This window comes from Cryobacterium sp. RTC2.1, assembly GCF_035018685.1.
GTDB lineage: Bacteria > Actinomycetota > Actinomycetes > Actinomycetales > Microbacteriaceae > Cryobacterium > Cryobacterium glucosi.
In genome coordinates this window covers 1-19,272 of sequence record NZ_JASJXJ010000067.1, presented here as the reverse complement: position 1 = coordinate 19,272, position 19,272 = coordinate 1, and the positions used below count along the sequence as shown (strand labels likewise).

Sequence of the window (19,272 nt, the reverse complement as noted above, 5' to 3'; positions counted from 1 at the left end):
GGTGGCGGCGAGGCGCGGCGGCAGGATCTGGCTCCAGCTCGAGTAGTTCTGGGACCAGAACGCGGTGCCCCAGGCCCGGTTGAGTTCGACGAGCGAGCCGTACCGGCCTGCGAGCCAGCCGCGGAAGGCCGCAGCGGCGTCGTCAGAGTAGTCGTAGACGTTGTGGCAGCCGAGTTCGTTGCTGATGTGCCACATGGCGAGGGCGGGATGGCCGGCGTAGCGCATGGCCATCTTCTCGACGAGGGCCAGGGCGTAGCGGCGGAAGACCGGTGAGGTCGGACGCCACTGCTGGCGGCCGCCGGGCCAGATGGTCTCGCCGAGCCGGTTCACGGGCAGCACCTCGGGGTGCGCCTCGGTCAGCCAGGGTGGCGGGCTCGCGGTTGCGGTGGCGAGGTCGACGGCGATGCCGTTGGCGTGCAGCAGGTCGAGGGCGCGGTCGAGCCAGCCGAAATCCCAGCTGTCGATGGTGGGCTGCAGCAGCGCCCAGGAGAAGATGCCGACGCTGACGATGTTCACGCCGGCCTCGCGCATCAGCCGCATGTCGTCGGCCCAGACCGCCTCCGGCCACTGTTCGGGGTTGTAGTCGGCGCCGTATGCGATACGTGCGGTTCCGGACGCCAGGCTCTCCGTTCCGTCGGCGAGGGTGTGCGCATCCGGCCAGCGCACCCAGCGGGTCGCTGTCGATGTTGCCGCGATGGTCGCGCTCATGGTGCTCATGACGCGCTCCGGGCGGCCAGGCGGACGATGGACCAGGACAGTGCCGGCAGCACCGCGGTGAGGCGGGCGCCGTCTTCCGACAGCGTCAGGCCCGTGAGCTCGACGGGTGCCACCGTCTCCTGATGATCGAGGGCATTCGTGCTGAACCGGTCGCCGCCGTCCGGGGCGTGCACGCTCCGCGCGGACCGGATCGCTCCGGCGGGTGCCCCGGCCAGGTCCACGTCCAGGGTGAGCGGGGTGGTGCTCGACCGGTTCACGAGATACAGCACGACCTCGTCGTCGGTGGCCGTCGCGGCGGCATCCGCTACGTCGACGGTGCCGTGGGCGACGGTTTCGTAGGTGTCGGAGTGGATCGCGGTGGCCAGCACGTCGCCGCGGGCTGCGCCCGCGGTCAACGCGAAGGGGAAGAACGTGGTCTGTCGCCAGGCCGGTCCGCCGGGTTCGGACCTGATCGGGGCGATCACATTCACGAGTTGGGCGAGGTTGGCCATCGAGACCCGGTCGCTGTTGCGCAGCAGGGAGATCAGCAGGGAACCGACGACGACGGCGTCGCTGACGTTGTACTCGTCTTCGATCAGGCGGGGGTGGGCGTTCCAGTCGCCGGTGAGCAGGTCCGCCTTGTCCACCTCGTTGAAGCGGGTCTGGTACCAGACGTTCCACTCGTCGACGCTGATGCCGATGAAGCGGTCGACGCCCCGTTCGGCCGCCACCTCGTCGACGATCGCGGCGACGTCTCCGATGAAGCGGTCCAGGCCGACGCCGGAGGCCAGGAAGCTGCCGAGGTCGCCGGGCTTCTCCTCGTAGTAGGCGTGCAGGGAGATGTGGTCGACGAGGTCGATGGTGTGCCCGAGCACCGTGCGTTCCCAGCTGCCGAAGGTGGGCATTTCGGCGTTGGAGCTGCCGGCGACGACGAGTTCGATGGTGGGGTCGACCCATTTCATCACCCGGGCGGTCTCGGCGGCGAGGCGCCCGTATTCCTCGGCGGTCTTGTGGCCGATCTGCCAGGGGCCGTCCATTTCGTTGCCGAGGCACCAGACGCGGATGCCGAACGGTTCCGTGCGACCGTTGGCCCTGCGCTCCTCGGAGCGGGTGGTGCCCCCCGGGTGGTTGGCGTATTCGAGCAGGGCCGCGGCTTCCGCGACGCCCCGGGTGCCCAGGTTCACGGCCTGCATCACCTCGACGCCCGCGGTCTCCGCCCAGGCCGCGAATTCGTGCAGGCCGACCTCGTTGGTCTCGATGCTGTGCCACGCCACGTCGAGGCGCACGGGGCGCGTGTCGCGGGGGCCGACGCTGTCTTCCCAGCGGAAGCCGGAGACGAAGTTGCCTCCGGGATAGCGGACGAGGCTCGGGTTCAGTTCCCGCACCAGGTCGAGCACGTCCTGGCGGAATCCCTCCGCATTCGCGGCGGGATGACCGGGCTCGTAGATGCCCGTGTACACGGCGCGGCCCATGTGTTCGACGAAGGAGCCGAAGATCCGGGGCGAAACGGGTGCCACAACGTTGTCGCGGGTGATGCTGAGCCGGGCGTGCAACACGGGAGAAGATCCTCTTTGTTCGGTACGACGGTGGTGAAGGCGACGGAAAAGGGTGGGCCTGGTCCAGGCCCACCCTTCTCCGACGGTGGCGCAGGATGCTACTTGCTGGTGACGGTGAAGCCCTGCTGGTTGCCGTAGTCCGCGGTGGCCTTCTGCCACGCGGTCAACCCGGCATTGAGGTCGGACTTGGCGGCATACGCCTGGCCGACCGTGTCCTTGAAGATGCTGTTCGAGTAGACCTGGAACGGGAGGTAGCTCCAGCCGGGAACGACGTCCTTCGCGGACTGCACGAGGACCTGGTTGATCTTCTGGCCGCCGAAGTAGTCGCTCGTGGCGTTCAGGAACGCGTCGGAGTTCAGGTCGGCGACGGTCGACGGGAATCCGCCGGCGTCGATCGAGATCTGGGTACCCGCGCCCTCGTTCATGTACTGGAGGAAACCGGCTGCGACGAGCTTGTTCTTGCTCTGCTCGAGGATGGCATCTCCACCGCCGCCGTTCTCGGCGCTTGCCTTGTCGCCTGCCGTGTACGTCGGCAGCGGCGCGACCCGCCAGTCACCGGCGGCTTCCTTCACACCGGACTCGAGGTTGCCGGGCATCCAGGCACCGATGTTGAGGGTGGCGATGGTACCGTCGCCGAGGCCCTTGTACCATTCGTCGCTCCAGCTGGGCGTTGCGGCGAGGAGGTCGTTGCTGAGCAGCGTGTTCCAGGTGTCTGCGAACTTCTTCGAGCCCGCGTCCTGGAGGTTGATGCTGACCTTGGTGGAGTCCGTCGTGGTGTACGGCTGGCCGCCGGCCTGCCAGATCATGCTCGTGGTGAAGCCGGCGTCGCCGGTGTCGTTGGTGATGTAGGCGTTCGGGTTGGCCTCGTGCAGCTTCTTGGCCGTTGCGACGTACTCGTCCCAGGTGGTGGGAACGGTGAGGCCGTACTTGTCGAAGACGGCCTTGTTGTAGAACATGGCCATGGGGCCGGAGTCCTGCGGGAGGGCGTAGATGCCGTCGCCGAGCTTGACCGATCCCCAGGTGCTGTCGGTGTATTCGGACGCGTACGAGTCGAAGCCGTAGGCGCTGAGGTCGGCGAGCGACTTGGACAACGCGAACTGCGGAAGCGCGTAATACTCGATCTGGGCGATGTCCGGCGCGCCGGACCCTGCCTTGATCGCGTTCTGGAGCTTGATGTACTGATCGTTGCCGGTTCCCGCGTTGACGACCTTGACGGTCACATTCGGGTGTTCCTTCTCGAACGCCGCGGCGATCTTCTCCACGGCCGGGGCCCACGCCCAGACGGTGATGGTCGACTTCTCGTTCAGGGCCGCGGTGATGTCCGCGGCGCTGGCGGTCGACGATGCTGTCGATCCGGTTCCGGATCCGGAACACGCGGCGAGGGACATGCTGAGCGCGAGTCCGGTGGCGACGACGACCGCGGTGCGACGCAGTGCCTTCCTGGTGCTGTGTGGTGCTTTCATGAAATGCCTTTCACTTCCTTGTAAATGGATGAACTGCGATGCGGGACAGGTGGTGCGGTCGAATGGGTCGGGGGGTCACGCCTTGACGCTGCCGGCGGCGAGACCGGACTGCCAGTAGCGCTGCAGGAACAGGAACGCGACGACGATCGGGATGATTGTGAGCATCGAACCGGTGATCACGAGGTTGTAGATCACGTCGCCGCCGACGGTCTGGGCCTGATTGCTCCACTGCTTGAGTCCGACGGTGAGCGGGTACCAGGTCGGTTCGCTCAGCATGATCAGGGGCAGGAAGTAGTTGTTCCAGGTGGCCACGAGGGTGAACAGGAGCACGGTCACGAGGCCGGGGGCGAGGAGCTTGAGGGAGATGGTGAAGAAGGTGCGGAATTCGCCTGCCCCGTCCATGCGTGCGGCCTCGAGCACCTCGGTCGGCACGGCATCGAGGGCGTAGGTCCAGATCAGGTACAGGCCGAACGGGCTGATCAACGAGGGCAGGATGACCGCCCAGGGCGTGTTCGTGAGGCCCATCTGGCTGAACATGAGGAAGGTCGGGACCGCGAGGGCCGTGCCGGGGATCGCCACGGCACCGAGCACGACGGCGAAGACGGCCTTCTTGCCCGGGAAGTTGAATTTGGCCAGTCCATAACCGCCGAGTGCCGCGAGGAAGGTGGCCCCTCCCGCCCCGACGACGACGTACATCAGGGTGTTCCCGAACCAACGGACGAAGACTCCGTCGTTGTAGGTCACGGTCGCGACGATGTTGTCCCAGAGGGCGTTCGGACCACTGAACCAGAGGCCGAAGGAGTTGAGCAGCTCGGCCTGGGTCTTCGTCGAGTTCACGAAGAGCCAGAACAGGGGAAGCAGGCTGTAGAGGACCAGCGCGCCCATGATGATCGTGAGCAGGATCGACTTCTTTGTGTGCAGGCCCTGGTTGGACTTGTTCGTCCGGGTGTAGCGGGACATCCGTGGGGCCCTGGCCTGGCTTGCGGGCACGTTCACTCTGGCCTGGTCAGTGGTGGACATCTCAGACCTCCTTCCGCGAACCGGAGTTCTGCACGATGTAGGCGATGACGGCAGTGAAGAGGCCGACGATGATCGCGATGGTGGCCGAATAGTTGTACTGCTGGCCCGCGAAGGACAGGTTGTACGCGTACATGTTCGGGGAGAAATAGGTCGAGATGGTGTTGGGCGCCAGGGACTGCAGGATGCTCGGCTCGTTGAAGAGCTGGAAGCTGCCGATGACCGAGAAGATGCCGCCGATCACGATGGCGGGACGCAGCGCCGGCATCTTGATGCTGCGGATGATGCGGAAGGCGCCGGCGCCGTCGAGGGAGGCCGCCTCATAGAGGTCGGTCGGGATCACCCGGAGCGCCGCATAGAACAGGATCATGTTGTAGCCGATGAATTCCCAGGTGACGATGTTGCCGATGCTCGCGAGCACCCAGCTGCTCCCGAGCGGGTCAGGAATGGCGAGGTGGAAGAAGTCGTTGAGATTGCCGACCAGGCCGAACTTCGTGCCGTACATGAAGCCCCACATCAGGGTGGCGACCACCGCGGGAACGGCGTACGGCAGGAAGATCGCGATGCGGAAGAAGCTGGACAGGTGCAGGCGCGCACTGTCGATCGCCAGGGCGGCGAAGAGTGCGATGCCGAGCATGATCGGAACCTGCACGACGAAGAACAGGGTCACCCGCCCCATCGACTCCCAGAACTGGGGATCCGTGAGCGCCTGGCCGTAGTTCGCGAAGCCGACGAAGGAGTTGCCCCCGACGAGCTGTTCCTTGAAGAAGCTCAGGTAGATCGAATACAGCACCGGAGCGATCAGGACGAGGGTGAAGACGACCATGAACGGGGCGATGAACTTCCAGCCGGTCCAGTCGCGCTTCTGCACGTGCGGCTTCCGTGGGCCGGAAAGCGCCTGGCCACTGGGGGTGAGCGTTGACAGCGTCGTCATTCCTGTTTCTCTGACTCGATAGTGTGGTGCGGCGGATGATGGAGTTCGAGGTTCCTGGTCATGTTTGCGTAAACATGACGTGTAAGCACGCTAGCATGTTTACGTAAACATACGGAAGCATTTTCCGGGACCCGGGAGGGAACGTGGCAAAGATCAGCCCCGCTGAAGGCGCCGGCACCTCCGCGCCCTCCACTCCCCCAAGCCACCCGACTCCCCTGAGTCCGCTGACCCGAGGTGTGCAGCGCCTGCCGTCGATGGCGGATGTCGCGGCCCTGGCCGGCGTCTCGTCCCAGACCGTTTCCCGGGTGGTGAACGCCCGGAGCAATGTCGACTCCGACACCCGGGACCGCGTGCTCGCGGCCATGGATGAGATCGGTTACCGGCCGAACAGCGCCGCCCGCGCCCTCAAATCGGGCCGGTTCAGCACCATCGGCGTGATCATGTTCACCCTCTCGAGCTTCGGCAACATGCGCACGCTCGATGCGGTCGCGATGGCGGCCGCGGAGGCCGGGTACTCGATCACCCTCATCCCGGTGACGAGACCCACCCAGGGTGCGGTCACCGGCGCCGTGACCCGGCTGGCAGAGCAGGCCGTCGACGGCATCGTGATCATCATGGAAGCCCACATGCTCGACCGGATCGACGTGACCGTGCCGACCGGGCTTCCCGTCGTCATCGTCGACTCCGACGCCGGTTCCCGGTACACGGTGGTCGACACCGACCAGACCGAGGGCGCCCGCCTGGCCACCCAGCACCTGCTCGACCTCGGTCACCGCACGGTCTGGCACATCGCCGGCCCGGAGTCCTCCTTCTCGGCCGGTCGCCGCACGGCGTCGTGGCGCAACACCCTGAAGGCGGCCGGCGCCCCGGTGCCCCCCGTGCTCGAAGGGGACTGGAGTGCGCAGAGCGGCTACGTGCACGGGGTGACCCTCGCCGCCGACCCGCTCATCACGGCCATCTTCGCGTCCAACGACCAGATGGCCCTCGGTGTCATGCGCGCGATGCATGAGGCCGGCCGGGCCCTGCCCGCCGACGTGAGCGTCGTCGGCTTCGACGACATGCGCGAGTCCGGTGAGTTCTGGCCCCCACTGACGACGGTGCACCAGGACTTCGCCCAGGTGGGCCGGCTCTGCATCGAGAAGCTCCTGCGGCAGATCGATTCCCCCGGTGCATCCGTTCCTGGCACCACGATCGTGCCCACGCACCTCGTGGTGCGCGGAAGCACAGCCCCCAGAACACCCTGAGGTATCCGCCACGCCCCGTTCGCGAGAGCGCACTTTTGGCCCTTAAACCGCCGTTTTAAGGGCCAAAAGTGCACTCTCGCGAGCAGTAGCGGGGTGCGTTAACGCACGCGACGGCCGCCCCCGAAGGGAGCGGCCGTCGACTTCGGTGCTGCTAGATGACGGCGAGGGTCTGGCGAGCGATCTCCAGCTCCTCGTTCGTCGGGATGACGAGCACGGTGACCTTCGAGTCATCGGTCGAGATGACGCGGGCGACCCGGGAGAACGGGTCGTTCTTCGCCGGGTCGATCTCGATGCCGAGGAATTCGAGTCCGGCGAGGGCGCCGGCCCGGATGATTCCCGAATTCTCTCCGATACCGGCGGTGAAGACGATCACGTCGAGTCCGCCGAGCTGGGCGATGTAGTTGCCCACGTAACCGCGGATGCGGTGGTAGTAGACGTCGAGGGCAGCCTGGGCGACCGCGTCCCCGGCTATGGCGGCGTCCTCGACGTCGCGCATGTCACCGTTGCCGGTCAGTCCGAGCATGCCGCTCTTCTTGTTCAGCAGGGTGTCGAGCTCTTCGATCGACATGCCGGCCTTGCGGTGCAGGTGGAACAGCACGGCGGGGTCGATGTCGCCGGAGCGGGTACCCATGACGAGTCCCTGCAGCGGGGTGAGGCCCATCGAGGTGTCGATGGACTTTCCACCGTCGACCGCGCACGCCGACGCCCCGTTTCCGAGGTGCAGCACGATGGTCTTGAGCTCGGCGAGCGGGCGGCCGAGGAACTCCGCAGCGGCTTCGGACACGAACTTGTGCGAGCTGCCGTGTGCTCCATAACGACGGATGCCGTACTCGGCGGCCAGCGCGGTGTCGATCGCGTAGGTGTACGCCGGTGCCGGCATCGTCTGGTGGAACGACGTGTCGAAGACGGCGACGTGAGGCACGTCCGGGAACTGTGCCCTGGCCGCGTTGATGCCCTGAACGTGTGCCGGGTTGTGGAGCGGCGCGAGGTCGGAGAGCGCGCTGATCTGGGCGAGCACCTCGTCATCGATCACGGTCGGACCCTGGAAGATGCTGCCACCCTGCACGACCCGGTGGCCGACGGCCACAAGGTTCGCCGTGCTGAGCTGCGGGCCGCTGGCGGCGAACGCGGCGAGCATCACGGCGAATCCGGCGGTGTGGTCCGGGATCGGCAGCGTCTGCTCGACGCGGTCGGAACCGGCGGCGGTGTGACGGGCGTGCCCGCTCGCCTCACCGATGCGCTCGACGAGGCCGCTCGCGAGCTCGGTCTCCGTCTGCATGTCGATCAGCTGGTACTTGAACGACGAGGAACCGGAGTTGATGACCAGGACGGCGCTCATGCTGAGACCGTCGCAGTCGCGGCAGCAGCGGCGGCAGCGGAGTCGAGTGACGCCGCCTGGATTGCGGTGATCGCAACGGTGTTGACGATGTCCTGCACAAGTGCTCCTCGGGAAAGGTCGTTGATCGGTTTGCGCAAGCCCTGCAGGACAGGGCCGAGCGCGAGGGCGCCAGCACTGCGCTGGACGGCCTTGTAGGTGTTGTTGCCGGTGTTGAGGTCCGGGAAGATGAAGACGGTGGCCCGGCCGGCCACGGCCGAAGCCGGCATCTTCACAGCGGCGACAGCAGCATCCGCTGCCGCGTCGTACTGGATCGGGCCCTCGATGAGAAGGTCGGGGCGACGCTCGCGGACGAGCGCGGTCGCGGCGCGGACCTTGTCGACGTCCGCCCCCTTGCCCGACTCGCCTGTCGAGTACGACAGCATCGCGATGCGCGGCTCGATGCCGAACTCGACGGCCGTCTCCGAGGCGGAGATGGCGATGTCGGCGAGTTGCTCGGCGGTCGGGTCCGGGTTCACGGCGCAGTCACCGTAGACGAGGACCTTGTCCGCGAGGGCCATCAGGAACACGCTCGACACGACGGACGTGTTCGGGCGGGTCTTGATGATCTCGAAGCTCGGGCGGATCGTGTGCGCCGTGGTGTGCGTCGCACCGGAGACCATGCCGTCGGCCAGTCCCATCTGCACCATCATCGTGCCGAAGTAGGACACGTCGGTGACGACGTCCCTGGCCTGGTCGATGGTGACGCCCTTGTGGGCGCGCAGGCGGGCGTACTCTGTGGCGAACTTGGTGCGGAGCTCCTCGTTGAAGGGGCTGATCACCTGGGCCTTCCCGATGTCGATGCCGAGCCCGATCGCGCGGGAGCGGACCTCGACCTCTTCCCCGAGAATGATGATGTCTGCGACATCGCGGGCCAGCAGGGTCGCGGCGGCGCGCAGCACGCGGTCGTCCTCCCCCTCGGGCATCACGATGCGCTTGCGGTTCTTCCGGGCACGTTCGAGCAGCGTGTACTCGAACATGAGCGGCGTCACGACGTCGGCGCGGCTCACCTTGAGGCGGTCGAGCAGAACGGATGCCTCGACGTGGCCTTCGAAAAGGGCGAGCGCGGTGTCGAGCTTGCGCTGCGAATCCGCGGCCATCCGGCCGGGGGTGTGCGTGATGCGCACCGCGGCCTCGTAGGACGCGAGTTCGGTACGGATGATCGGCACCGAAGAAGCGAGCCCCTCGACGAGCTGTTCGATCTCCGTCGGGAGGTCGAAGCCGCCGACGAGGATGATGCCCGCGATCGAGGGGAACGTCGCAGAGGAGTTCGCCATCAGCACGGCGAGGAGCACATCGGGACGGTCGCTCGGGATGAGCACGACGGCCCCGTCGAACAGGCGGGGCAACACGTTCACCATCGACATCGCCGCGACGACGACTCCGAGGGCCTCACGGGACAGGAGCGCGGGGTCCCCCTTGACGAGGGTTCCCTTCACGGCCTTGAGGATGCTCTTCATGCTCGGTGCGACGATGTACGGGTCCTCGGGAAGCGCCCAGACCGGCACGTTCGCGAGTTCGCTTCCGGGGGCGTCGACGACGTCGCGGACGGCGCCGATCACGTCGTCCAGGCGCGTCGGATCTGCCCGGTTGACGATGACGCCGAGCAGCGAGACGTGCTCGTTGCGCAATTCGGCGATGGTGACATCCGTCAGCTGGCGGATGTCGTCCGGCGTGCGCGGGTCGCTCTGGCCGAGCCTGTCATCCTGGTTGAGCGTCTCGCCCTGGCCGGAGCCCACGCGTCCGCCGAGAACCAGCAGCACCGGGACGCCGAGGTTGGCGGCGATGCGGAGGTTGAAGGCGAGCTCGGTGGGGCTGCCGACGTCGGTGTAATCGCTTCCGATGACGACGACCGCGTCACACTGGGCCTCGACGGCCTTGTAACGCTGCACGATGCGGCCGAGTGCCGCATCGGGGTCGAGGTGGACTTCGTCATAATGTACGCCTACGCATTCGTCGTAGGTGAGCGGGGTGCTCGTTGCAGCGGTCGCACTTGCGGCCTTGCCTGCGGAGAGGTGCTCGAGCAGGAGCTCGAGCACGTAGTCGGGATGGTTGGAAGAACGGGCGACGGGACGGAAAACGCCGACCCGTTCGACCGAACGAAGCAGGGTGTCCAGAACACCCAGCGCGATCGTAGATTTGCCTGTATAACCCTCGGCGGAGGTGATGTAGATACTGTCAGCCACGATTAGACGTTATCCCCACCTGTGGAAAGTCCCACATCGACCGGGGTGGCGCCGATGCCGTTCGCATCCCACACCCACTCGGTGACCGCGGGAATGTCCTCACCGAATGCACGCGTGTAGTCGCGGGCGCGGAGGCGGGCATCCTGCATTTCCTGGCGGAGAACACCGGCGCGCGCGCCGAGTCCGGGGACGCGGTCGATAACGTCCATCACCAGGTGATACCGGTCGAGGTCGTTGAGCATGACCATGTCGAACGGTGTCGTCGTGGTGCCGTTTTCCTTGTACCCGCGGGCGTGCAGGTTCGCGTGTCCGTGGCGCTTGTAGGTCAGGCGGTGGATCAGCCACGGGTACCCGTGGTATGCGAACACGATCGGCTTGTTCGCGGTGAAGTAGGCGTCGAACTCGGCGTCGCTGAGTCCGTGCGGGTGGTCCGCCTCGGACTGCAGGCGCATCAGGTCGACGACGTTGACGACGCGGACCTTGAGGTCGGGCATCGCTTCGCGCAGGATCGCGGCGGCGGCGAGGATCTCGAGGGTCGGGACCTCTCCGGCTGCGGCGAGGACGACATCCGGTTCGGTGCCGGCGATTTCGGTGCCTGCCCAGTCGAAGATGCCGAGGCCGCGGTCGCAGTGTGCGACGGCCTGGTCCATGGTGAGCCAGTTCGGCGCGGGCTGCTTGCCTGCGACGACGACGTTCACGTAGTCGACGCTGCGCAGGCAGTGGTCGTAGATCGAGAGCAGCGTGTTCGCGTCGAAGGGCAGGTAGACGCGCACGACATCCGCGCTCTTGTTCACGACGTGGTCGATGAAGCCCGGGTCCTGGTGGGAGAAGCCGTTGTGGTCCTGGCGCCAGACGTGCGAGGAGAGCAGGTAGTTGAGGCTCGAGATCGAGCGGCGCCACGGGATCTCGCGGGTGACCTTGAGCCACTTCGCGTGCTGGTTGAACATCGAGTCGACGATGTGAATGAAGGCCTCGTAGCAGTTGAAGAGGCCATGGCGACCGGTGAGCAGGTAGCCCTCGAGCCAGCCCTGGCACTGGTGCTCGCTGAGCATCTCCATGATGCGGCCGGCGCGTTCGAGGTTGGTGTCGCCCTCGTGGTATTCGGCGTTCCAGGTCTTCTCCGTCGCAGCGAACACGGCGGGGGCGAGACGGTTGGATGCTGTCTCATCCGGCCCGAAGATCCGGAAGTTGTCTGGGTTGTCCCTGATGACATCCGCGAGCCAGGTTCCGAGGACCTTCGTGGCCTCATCCGTCGTGGCTCCAGGGGAGGGAACATCGACGGCATAGTCGTGGAAGTCGGGAAGGCGCAGCTCCTTGCGGAGCAGGCCGCCGTTGGAGACGGGGTTCGCGCTCATCCGCAGCTCACCGTCCGGGGCGAGCCCGGTGATCTTCGCGACCGGTGCACCGGACTCGTCGAACAGTTCTTCGGGACGGTAGGAGGCGAGCCAGCCCTCGAGGAGGCGGGTGTGCGCCTCGGTGTCGCGGGCGTTGCTGAGCGGCACCTGGTGCGAACGCCAGGAGTCGACGACCTTGAGGCCGTCGATCGTGGTCGGGCAGGTCCAGCCCTTGGGGGTGCGCAGGATGATCATGGGCCAGCGCGGACGCTCGGTGTCGCCGGCGAGGGCGCGGGCCTTGATGTCGGCGATCTCGTTGAGCACCTCGTCGAGGGTCTCGGCCATGCGCTGGTGGACGAGGAGCGGGTCTTCCTCGTTGAATCCGCCGGAAACGATGTACGGCTTGTGGCCGTAACCGCGCATCAGGTCGAGGAGCTCCTCTTCGGGGATGCGGGCGAGGATGGTCGGGTTGGCGATCTTGTACCCGTTGAGGTGCAGGATCGGCAGCACGACGCCGTCGACGAGCGGGTCGACGAACTTGTTGGAGTGCCAGCTGGTGGCGAGCGGTCCGGTCTCGGCCTCGCCGTCGCCGACGACGGCCGCGACGAGCAGGTCGGGGTTGTCGAACGCGGCGCCATAAGCGTGGCTGAGTGCGTAGCCGAGCTCGCCGCCCTCGTGGATCGAACCGGGGGTCTCCGGTGAGGCGTGGCTCGGGATTCCGCCCGGGAAGGAGAACTGGCGGAACAGGGCCTTGACGCCGCGTTCGCTCTGCTCGACACCGGGGTAGATCTCGGTATACGTGCCGTCGAGGTAGGCGTTGGCGACCATGCCGGGCCCACCGTGGCCGGGGCCGGTGACGTAAAGGGTGCTGATCTTGCGTTCCTGGATCGCGCGGTTCAGGTGGGCATAAATGAAGTTGAGTCCGGGGGTCGTTCCCCAGTGCCCGAGCAGGCGGGGCTTAATGTGGTCGCGGGTCAACGGTTCCCGCAATAACGGATTGTCGAGCAGGTAGATCTGCCCTACCGAAAGATAATTCGCGGCTCGCCACCAGGCGTCTACGCTCGCGAGCGCTTCATCGCTCAGCGGACGTGGCTGCTGGGTGGGCCACAAGAAGGTTTTATCGGACGTGTTGACCATGGGTGCCTCCGGCACTGTCGGGGCGCGATCCGCGCATAGCCCAGTCTATGAGTAGATATGGAATCGTTATCACGGAATTGTGCGCAGTATGCGACGCGCGCGTAGTGACTAGTGCGCGGCATGCCCAGACCTCGGCCCGGGTGGGCGTCAGAGTGCCCTGCGGAATCCGCTTTTCGAGGCCGCGGGGGCATGAAAAAACTCCTCGCGCACCCACCAGAGCCCAGTTACCCTTGCTACGTTTCCGTCCTGGGGGAGTTGGCTGAGATAGCGCCACGCGAGGAGCCGCTCCCAGTTTATGCGCAAAGCCGCACCGAGCCAAAAGCAGGTCCCTGCGCAGCGCGTTCTCACCTGCCTTCAGAAACAGGTAAGATTCTTCGAGGTTGTTACCTTCGGGAAATGACCGGCCAGGAGAATTCGCCTAGTGGCCTATGGCGCACGCTTGGAAAGCGTGTTGGGTGAGAGCCCTCGGGGGTTCGAATCCCCCATTCTCCGCCAGTAAAGATCAGTCAGCGCCCGTAGAGACTCGTCAGTCGGCGAACGGATGCCGGGGCGCACGCGGCGCCGGCGGCGGCGGCACTTCCTTCGCGGCCACGATCTCGGCAAGCACGATCGTGACGAGACCGCGTTTCGTCTCGACCACGCAGTCGACCGGACCGCACGCGCGGAGGTAGCCGACGGCATCCGTCACCCCGCCCTCGATGGTGCGGCGCACGACGACGCGGGTCCCGATCGCGGCCTCTGTCACGAAGCGGGCGGCGGCCACTGCTGCACTACTCATAGGGCGAGCCTACGCGGCGCCGGCCTCTGCGCCGGCCTTAGCGCAGCCTGCTGAACGCCTCGACCCGCTCGGTCTCCCCCGCGACGAGGATCACATCGCCGGCCTCGAGAACCGTCTCGAGGGTCGTGTAGCTCCACCCGGCCCCCTCGTGGAAGAACGCGGTCACGGTCACGCCGTGCACCGGACGCACCCGGGACTCGCCGAGCGAGACCCCCACGATCACGCGAGGGGGCGCCATCTTGACGAGGGCGAAGTTCTCGCCGATCTCGAGATAGTCCTGCATCACCCCGCGCACGAGGTGCGCGACCCGCTTGCCCATGTCCTTCTCCGGATAGATCACGTGGGTCACGCCGAGCTGGTCGAGGATCGCGCCGTGCGGTTCGCTCACCGCCTTGGCCCAGATGTTGCCGATCCCGAGCTTGAGAAGCAGCGACGCCGTGAGGATGTTCGCCTGGATGTCGCCGCCGATCGCGACGACCGCTGTGCTGAAGTCGGCGACCGCGAGCTGGCGGAGGGTCTCCTCTTTCGTCGAGTCTGCGCGCACGACGTGGGTGAGCAGGCCGTTGTGCGCCTGGACGATATCGGCATCGCCGTCGATCCCGAGCACCTCGGTGCCGCTTTTCATCAGCTCGAGGGCGAGGGAGCTGCCGAACCGGCCGAGGCCGATCACGACAACGGCGTCCTCCTGGGTGAGACGGGAGGACGAGCGACGCCCGAAGAGGGAGAACTTAGCCAATGATCGGCCTTTCTATGGGGAGTTCAAAGGTGCTGGGCCGCTGCCGGAGTGCGAGGGCGGACGCGAAGGCGATCGGGCCGAGCCTGCCGATGAACATGAGCAGCATCAGCACGACCTGCCCGCCGGGAGGAATGGCCGCGGTGATGCCGGTCGAGAGCCCCACGGTCGCAAAGGCAGAGATCACCTCGAAGAGCAGCGCGTCGAGGCTGAAATCGGTCAGGAGCATCAGGATGACGGTGGAGAAGGCGATCACGGCCACGGCGATCAGCACGATCGTGATGGCCTGGCGTTGCACCGAGCGGGCGAGCTGCTTGCCGAACACGGTGACCGTCCCTTCGCCGCGAATCTCCGCGACGAGGACGAAGAACAGCACGGCGAAGGTCGTGATCTTGATGCCGCCCGCGGTTCCGGCGGGGCCGCCGCCGATCAGCATGAGCACGTCGGTGCCGAGCAGGCTCGCCGAGTCCATCTGACCCCAGTCGATGCTGTTGAAGCCCGCCGTGCGCGCCTGGACCGACTGGAAGAATCCGACCAGGATCTTGTCCGACCAACCCAACGGCCCGAGGGTCGACGGGTTCGACCACTCGACCGCTGTGAGGTACACGGTGCCTGCAACGAGGAGCACAACGGTCCCCGCGAGCACGAGCCGGGTGTTCATCACCCATTTCCGGGGCAGGCGCGGGTACCGGCGCAGCTGCACGAGCACGGGGAAGCCGAGACCTCCGAGGATGACTGCCGCGGCGAGCGGGAGGCAGACCCACGGGTCGGTCGCGTAGGAGATCATGTTGTCGCTGAACAGGGCGAACCCCGCGTTGTTGAACGAGGACACCGCGTGGAACAGCCCGAGCCAGAGCGCCCTCCCGAGCGGCTCGCCGTAGCCGAAGAGGAATCGCAGGCTCAGCACCACGGCGACGCAGAGCTCGATCAGCACGGATGTCCCCACGACGCCGAGCACCAGACCGCGCACGTCCTCGAGTCCGACGCTCTTGACCTCGGCAGCGGCAGTGATCCGGGAGCGGAGGCTCATCTTCCGCAGCACCGAGAGCCCGACGACGGACGCGAACGTCATGATGCCGAGGCCGCCCACCTGGATCAGGAGCATGATCACGACCTGCCCGAAGGGCGTCCAGTGCGTCGCGGTGTCGACGACGACGAGCCCGGTGACGCAGACCGCGCTCGTCGCGGTGAAGATCGCCTCGAGCAGGCTCGACCCACCGGGACCCACCCGCGCGATCGGCAGCATCAGCAGCGCTGTGCCGACGAGGACCGCCAGCGCGAAGGCCGCGACGCCGGCCTGGGCCGGGTGCGCCCGGAATCTCGGTGGCTGCGCGCGGCGGTGCGCGCTGGGAGAGTCTGGCACGAGCCCACTCTACGGATTCCAATCCGCCTCGACGAGGGCTCCGGACTACTTGTGCGGCCCGGGGAATACCCGAGGCCGGACCAGAACTACGAAATGGAGCTCTCATGAACACCATCACGAAGCGTCTCACCGCATTCGGAATCACCGGAGTCGCGGCATCCGCCCTCATCGTCTGCGGCTTCGTCGCCCCGGCGCAGGCAGCGGAAACCGGTACGGTCTCCCCCTCGGGCAGTGACAGCAGCAGCCTGGCCAACACGGTCGACTTCGGCCTGCTGAACGACGCGCTGCGCGGCATCGACGCGAACGGGTCCGGCCTGAACGGGTCCGGCGCGAACGGAACCAGCACGGATGCCCTCGGCGGCGGCGTGCTGAACGCCCCGCTGGTTTCCGGCCCGGTCGTCTCGGGCAACTCCGTCGGCAACGGCGCCTCGATCGGCAACGGCACCTCCGTCCCTGTCGCGTCCGGCAATGACGTCCCGGTCGCCTCAGGCAACGACACGGCCGTCACCGCTCCGGTGACCGCCCCGGTAACGGCTCCCGTGACCGCTCCGCTCACCACCGACACGACCGCGCCCGTCACCGCTCCTGTCACCGCTCCGGCCGGCAACGGCACCTCGGCGTCGGTCGATGACATCGGTGCGAGCGTCAGCGACATCGTCGACGGTGCCCTCAGCGGCTCCGGCAGCACCGGCGCCACGAACGGCACCGGCACCGGAATCGACCTCGGCGGCATCCTCGGCCGCTGACCCGGCCCGCACGACCGGCTGCACCGCAGCCTCTACCCGGAACCGGGCGGCACGATCCCCTCGTGCCGCCCGGTTCCGGCGTCTGCCCGCACGGACCCGGGCACCGGGGTGCGGCGTGCTGTCCCCTTTAAGGTGGCTATCCGGCACGCTCTCTCATTCGCGATAATCTGGGTACACCGGCTAGGGGGAACGCTTAAGGTGAAAGTCACTGGGGGACCGCTCATTCGGGCGCACGCTCTGAGACCGCACGGCCGGTTGCTCCGGCAGTCCGGTCTGTCCGTGCTCGCCCTCGTCGCCCCGGTTTCCGCCGTGCTCTACTGGCTCACGATCCCGACAGATTCCTGGCGACCGGTTTTCGTCGGCCAGATCATCCTCGTCGCCATCTGCGTTCTCGCCGCGATCGCGTTCTTCCGCACCGTGATCTGGGTCGACAGGGACGGCGTCTCCGAACGCGGCTTCCTGGGCAGGGTCACGAGCTACGACAAGTCCGTGATCGGCACCATCGTGCTGCTCGACCTCTACGAAAGCGGCGCGCTCGACACGCATCCGCAGCTGTTCATCACGGGACTCGACGGCCGGCTGTTGCTGCGGATGCGCGGCCAGTTCTATTCGCGCGGGGCGATGGAGATGATCGTCGAACAGCTCGACGCGCCGATCGTGCGGGTCGCCGAACCGATGACGCTGCAGGACCTCAACCGGTCCCGGCCCGAGTTGCTCTACTGGTTCGAGCGCCGCTACACCTCCCACACAGGCTGAGCGGATGCCGGGCGGCGGCTCAGCGCCGGCGGCGGGTTCCGAAGATGCCGGCCACAACCCCGGTCAGGATCGACTTCGTCACGGACGACCCGAGCACCTCCTCGAGCACGCTCTTCTGCGGCTTCGCGCTCGTGCGGGTGCGCGCCGGGCCCGCGGTCTGCCGCATCAGCCGGTCGTATTCGGCCTGCGCCTTCCGGTCGGCCTGCTCCCCGGCCCGCGCATCCTTCGCCTCCTGCGCGGCGGCGGCCTTGTCCGCCTTCTCGCGCTCCGCGGCCGCCTTCGCCGCATCGAGCGCCGCCTGCTCTGCCGCCTGCTGCTCGGCCGCGGCCCGGTTCGCCGCCTCGAGCTTGGTCGCGAGGATCTCCCGCGCAGACTCTCGGTCGATCGTGGCGCCGTATGTCGCCAGGAGCGGCGAGGCCGCGACGGCCGACTCGATCGCGGCATCCGCAGTCGGAGACATCGACCCCTGCGGCGCGCGCAGTCGCGTCCAGGCCACGGGACTCGGGGCGCCCTTCTCGTTCATCACCGTCACGATCGCCTCGCCGGTTCCGAGCCCGGTGAGCACCTCTTCGAGGTCGTAACCGGAGTTCGGGAACGTCGAAACGGTCGCCCGCAACGCCTTCGCGTCATCCGGGGTGAAGGCCCGCAGCTGGTGCTGCACACGGGAGCCGAGCTGGGCGAGCACATCGCCGGGCACGTCCTTGGGGGTCTGGGTGACGAAGAAGATGCCGACTCCCTTCGAGCGGATGAGCCGAACGGTCTGGGTGATCGACGCGAGGAAGTCCTTGGAGGCGTTCGCGAAGAGCAGGTGCGCCTCGTCGAAGAAGAACACGAGCTTGGGCTTGTCGAGGTCGCCGACCTCTGGCAGGTCGTTGTAGAGGTCGGCGAGGAGCCACATCAGGAACGTCGAGAAGAGCGCTGGCTGGTTCTGCACGCCGGGCACCTCGAGCAGGCTGATCACGCCGCGGCCGTCCGGCGCGGTGCGGAGGAACTCCCGGGTGTCGATCTCGGGCTCGCCGAAGAACACGTCGGCGCCCTGGTCGGCGAAGGTGATCAGCTCGCGGAGGATCACGCCGACGGTCGCCGGGGACAGTCCGCCGAGACCGGCGAGCTCGGCCTTGCCTGCCGGGCTCGTCAGGAAGCTCAGGACCGCGCGCAGGTCGGTGAGGTCGAGCAGCGGCAGGCCGGCCTGGTCGGCGTAGTGGAAGACGAGGCCGAGACTGGACTCCTGGGTGTCGTTGAGGCCGAGGACCTTGCTGAGGAGCAGCGGGCCAAATCCGGCGACGGTCGCGCGCACCGGTACACCGCGGCCGGTGCCGCCGAGGGAGAAGTACTCGGTCGGGGCGGCCTGGCCGGCCCAGTCCTGCCCGATGCCGCGGGTGCGGGCGAGCAGCTTGTCGTTCGGCACGCCCGCGGTCGCGACCCCGGACAGGTCGCCCTTGATGTCGGCGGCGAACACGGGCACGCCGTGCGCGGAGAGCTGCTCGGCGAGCACCTGCAGGGTGCGGGTCTTGCCGGTGCCGGTGGCGCCGGCGACGAGGCCGTGCCGGTTGGTCATCGCGAGCGGGATCCGGATCGGCACGTCGGCGAGGGCGTCGCCGTTGACGAGGGCCCCCATCTCGAGCGCCGGCCCGCTGAAGGCGTAGCCGACCCGGATCACGTCGACCTGGGCGGCCGTGAGCGGTGTTGCGTGTGCCGCGGATGTCGCGGGTGCCGCGGGTGCCGCGGGTGCCGGCACCCGTGCCGCCGGGCCGGACCCGGTCTGGGCGGTCGCCGTCGCGGCATCCGCCTGCTCCTGAACGGCCGCAGCCTGCACTCTCGCGAGGGCGGCTTCGGCGTCGGCCTGCGCCTGGCGGGCCGCGGCGACCGCGGCCTCGGCTGCGGCCTGGAGTTCGGACAGGTGATCGGCGGCGTCGCTCGGATTCATGGCGCGATCCTAGTCCCACACGCGATC

At 67.3% G+C, this 19,272-nt stretch carries 15 protein-coding genes, 1 tRNA gene and 1 other RNA gene; 4 read left to right on the top strand and 13 right to left on the bottom strand.

Annotated elements, in window-relative coordinates; all coding sequences use genetic code 11:
- From QN357_RS10155 to QN357_RS10135, 5 genes are all read right to left on the bottom strand, one after another.
- Positions 1 to 717, bottom strand: a 717-nt coding sequence (locus QN357_RS10155; RefSeq protein ID WP_323504855.1) for a beta-galactosidase, incomplete at its 3' end; no start/stop codon positions are given.
- A complete protein-coding gene (locus QN357_RS10150) occupies positions 714 to 2,252 on the bottom strand; it encodes an alpha-N-arabinofuranosidase (protein ID WP_323504854.1) in 1,539 nt (512 codons plus the stop codon). The genes QN357_RS10155 and QN357_RS10150, both read right to left, overlap by 4 nt.
- Before the next feature lie 98 nt (positions 2,253 to 2,350).
- Positions 2,351 to 3,715: an ABC transporter substrate-binding protein gene (locus QN357_RS10145; protein WP_134449852.1), complete on the bottom strand. Its 1,365-nt coding sequence runs from the start codon at positions 3,713 to 3,715 to the stop codon at positions 2,351 to 2,353.
- Between the two features lie 75 nt (positions 3,716 to 3,790).
- On the bottom strand, positions 3,791 to 4,675 hold the full coding sequence (locus tag QN357_RS10140; protein ID WP_241975181.1) for a carbohydrate ABC transporter permease: 885 nt from the start codon (positions 4,673 to 4,675) through the stop codon (positions 3,791 to 3,793).
- 61 nt (positions 4,676 to 4,736) lie between these two features.
- The gene (locus tag QN357_RS10135; protein ID WP_134449850.1) at positions 4,737 to 5,666 is read right to left on the bottom strand and encodes a carbohydrate ABC transporter permease; all 930 of its coding nucleotides are present in this window, start codon (positions 5,664 to 5,666) and stop codon (positions 4,737 to 4,739) included.
- Between the two features lie 254 nt (positions 5,667 to 5,920).
- Here QN357_RS10135 and QN357_RS10130 point away from each other — a divergent pair, with 254 nt between their 5' ends.
- Entirely contained in the window at positions 5,921 to 6,910 is a 990-nt protein-coding gene (locus tag QN357_RS10130) for a LacI family DNA-binding transcriptional regulator (protein ID WP_323504856.1), read from the top strand.
- A 151-nt stretch (positions 6,911 to 7,061) separates the two neighbouring features.
- On the opposite strand, the gene QN357_RS10125 is transcribed toward QN357_RS10130, so the two are convergent.
- The 4 genes from QN357_RS10125 to ffs form a co-directional block, all read right to left on the bottom strand.
- Positions 7,062 to 8,249, bottom strand: a complete 1,188-nt coding sequence (locus tag QN357_RS10125; RefSeq protein ID WP_134449849.1) for an acetate/propionate family kinase — start codon at positions 8,247 to 8,249, stop codon at positions 7,062 to 7,064.
- Entirely contained in the window at positions 8,246 to 10,471 is a 2,226-nt protein-coding gene (gene pta / locus QN357_RS10120; RefSeq protein WP_134449848.1) for a phosphate acetyltransferase, read from the bottom strand. Before pta ends, QN357_RS10125 begins: the two co-directional genes overlap by 4 nt.
- A 2-nt stretch (positions 10,472 to 10,473) precedes the next feature.
- Positions 10,474 to 12,942: a phosphoketolase gene (locus QN357_RS10115; RefSeq protein ID WP_134558025.1), complete on the bottom strand. Its 2,469-nt coding sequence runs from the start codon at positions 12,940 to 12,942 to the stop codon at positions 10,474 to 10,476.
- 190 nt (positions 12,943 to 13,132) lie between these two features.
- Positions 13,133 to 13,229, bottom strand: an RNA gene (gene ffs / locus QN357_RS10110) — signal recognition particle sRNA small type.
- A 120-nt stretch (positions 13,230 to 13,349) separates the two neighbouring features.
- Between ffs and QN357_RS10105 the strand changes: the two genes are divergently transcribed.
- Positions 13,350 to 13,437 (top strand) — tRNA-Ser (locus tag QN357_RS10105).
- Between the two features lie 31 nt (positions 13,438 to 13,468).
- Here QN357_RS10105 and QN357_RS10100 read toward each other — a convergent pair.
- The 3 genes from QN357_RS10100 to QN357_RS10090 are packed head-to-tail and all read right to left on the bottom strand — an operon-like array spanning position 13,469 to position 15,816.
- Positions 13,469 to 13,720 (bottom strand): ferrous iron transport protein A, encoded by a 252-nt coding sequence (locus QN357_RS10100; protein WP_323504853.1) that lies wholly within the window; start codon positions 13,718 to 13,720, stop codon positions 13,469 to 13,471.
- Between the two features lie 37 nt (positions 13,721 to 13,757).
- Positions 13,758 to 14,456: a potassium channel family protein gene (locus tag QN357_RS10095; RefSeq protein ID WP_134558026.1), complete on the bottom strand. Its 699-nt coding sequence runs from the start codon at positions 14,454 to 14,456 to the stop codon at positions 13,758 to 13,760.
- Positions 14,449 to 15,816 carry a TrkH family potassium uptake protein gene (locus QN357_RS10090; protein ID WP_323504852.1) on the bottom strand — a complete coding sequence of 456 codons (1,368 nt, stop codon included), beginning with the start codon at positions 15,814 to 15,816 and terminating at the stop codon, positions 14,449 to 14,451. The genes QN357_RS10095 and QN357_RS10090 overlap by 8 nt, the downstream gene beginning before the upstream one ends.
- A 104-nt stretch (positions 15,817 to 15,920) precedes the next feature.
- Here QN357_RS10090 and QN357_RS10085 point away from each other — a divergent pair, with 104 nt between their 5' ends.
- On the top strand, positions 15,921 to 16,562 hold the full coding sequence (locus QN357_RS10085) for a hypothetical protein (RefSeq protein WP_323504851.1): 642 nt from the start codon (positions 15,921 to 15,923) through the stop codon (positions 16,560 to 16,562).
- Between the two features lie 255 nt (positions 16,563 to 16,817).
- On the top strand, positions 16,818 to 17,318 hold the full coding sequence (locus QN357_RS10080; RefSeq protein ID WP_323504850.1) for a hypothetical protein: 501 nt from the start codon (positions 16,818 to 16,820) through the stop codon (positions 17,316 to 17,318).
- Between the two features lie 19 nt (positions 17,319 to 17,337).
- On the opposite strand, the gene QN357_RS10075 is transcribed toward QN357_RS10080, so the two are convergent.
- Entirely contained in the window at positions 17,338 to 19,245 is a 1,908-nt protein-coding gene (locus QN357_RS10075) for a helicase HerA-like domain-containing protein (protein WP_323504849.1), read from the bottom strand.
- Between the last annotated feature and the right edge of the window lie 27 nt (positions 19,246 to 19,272).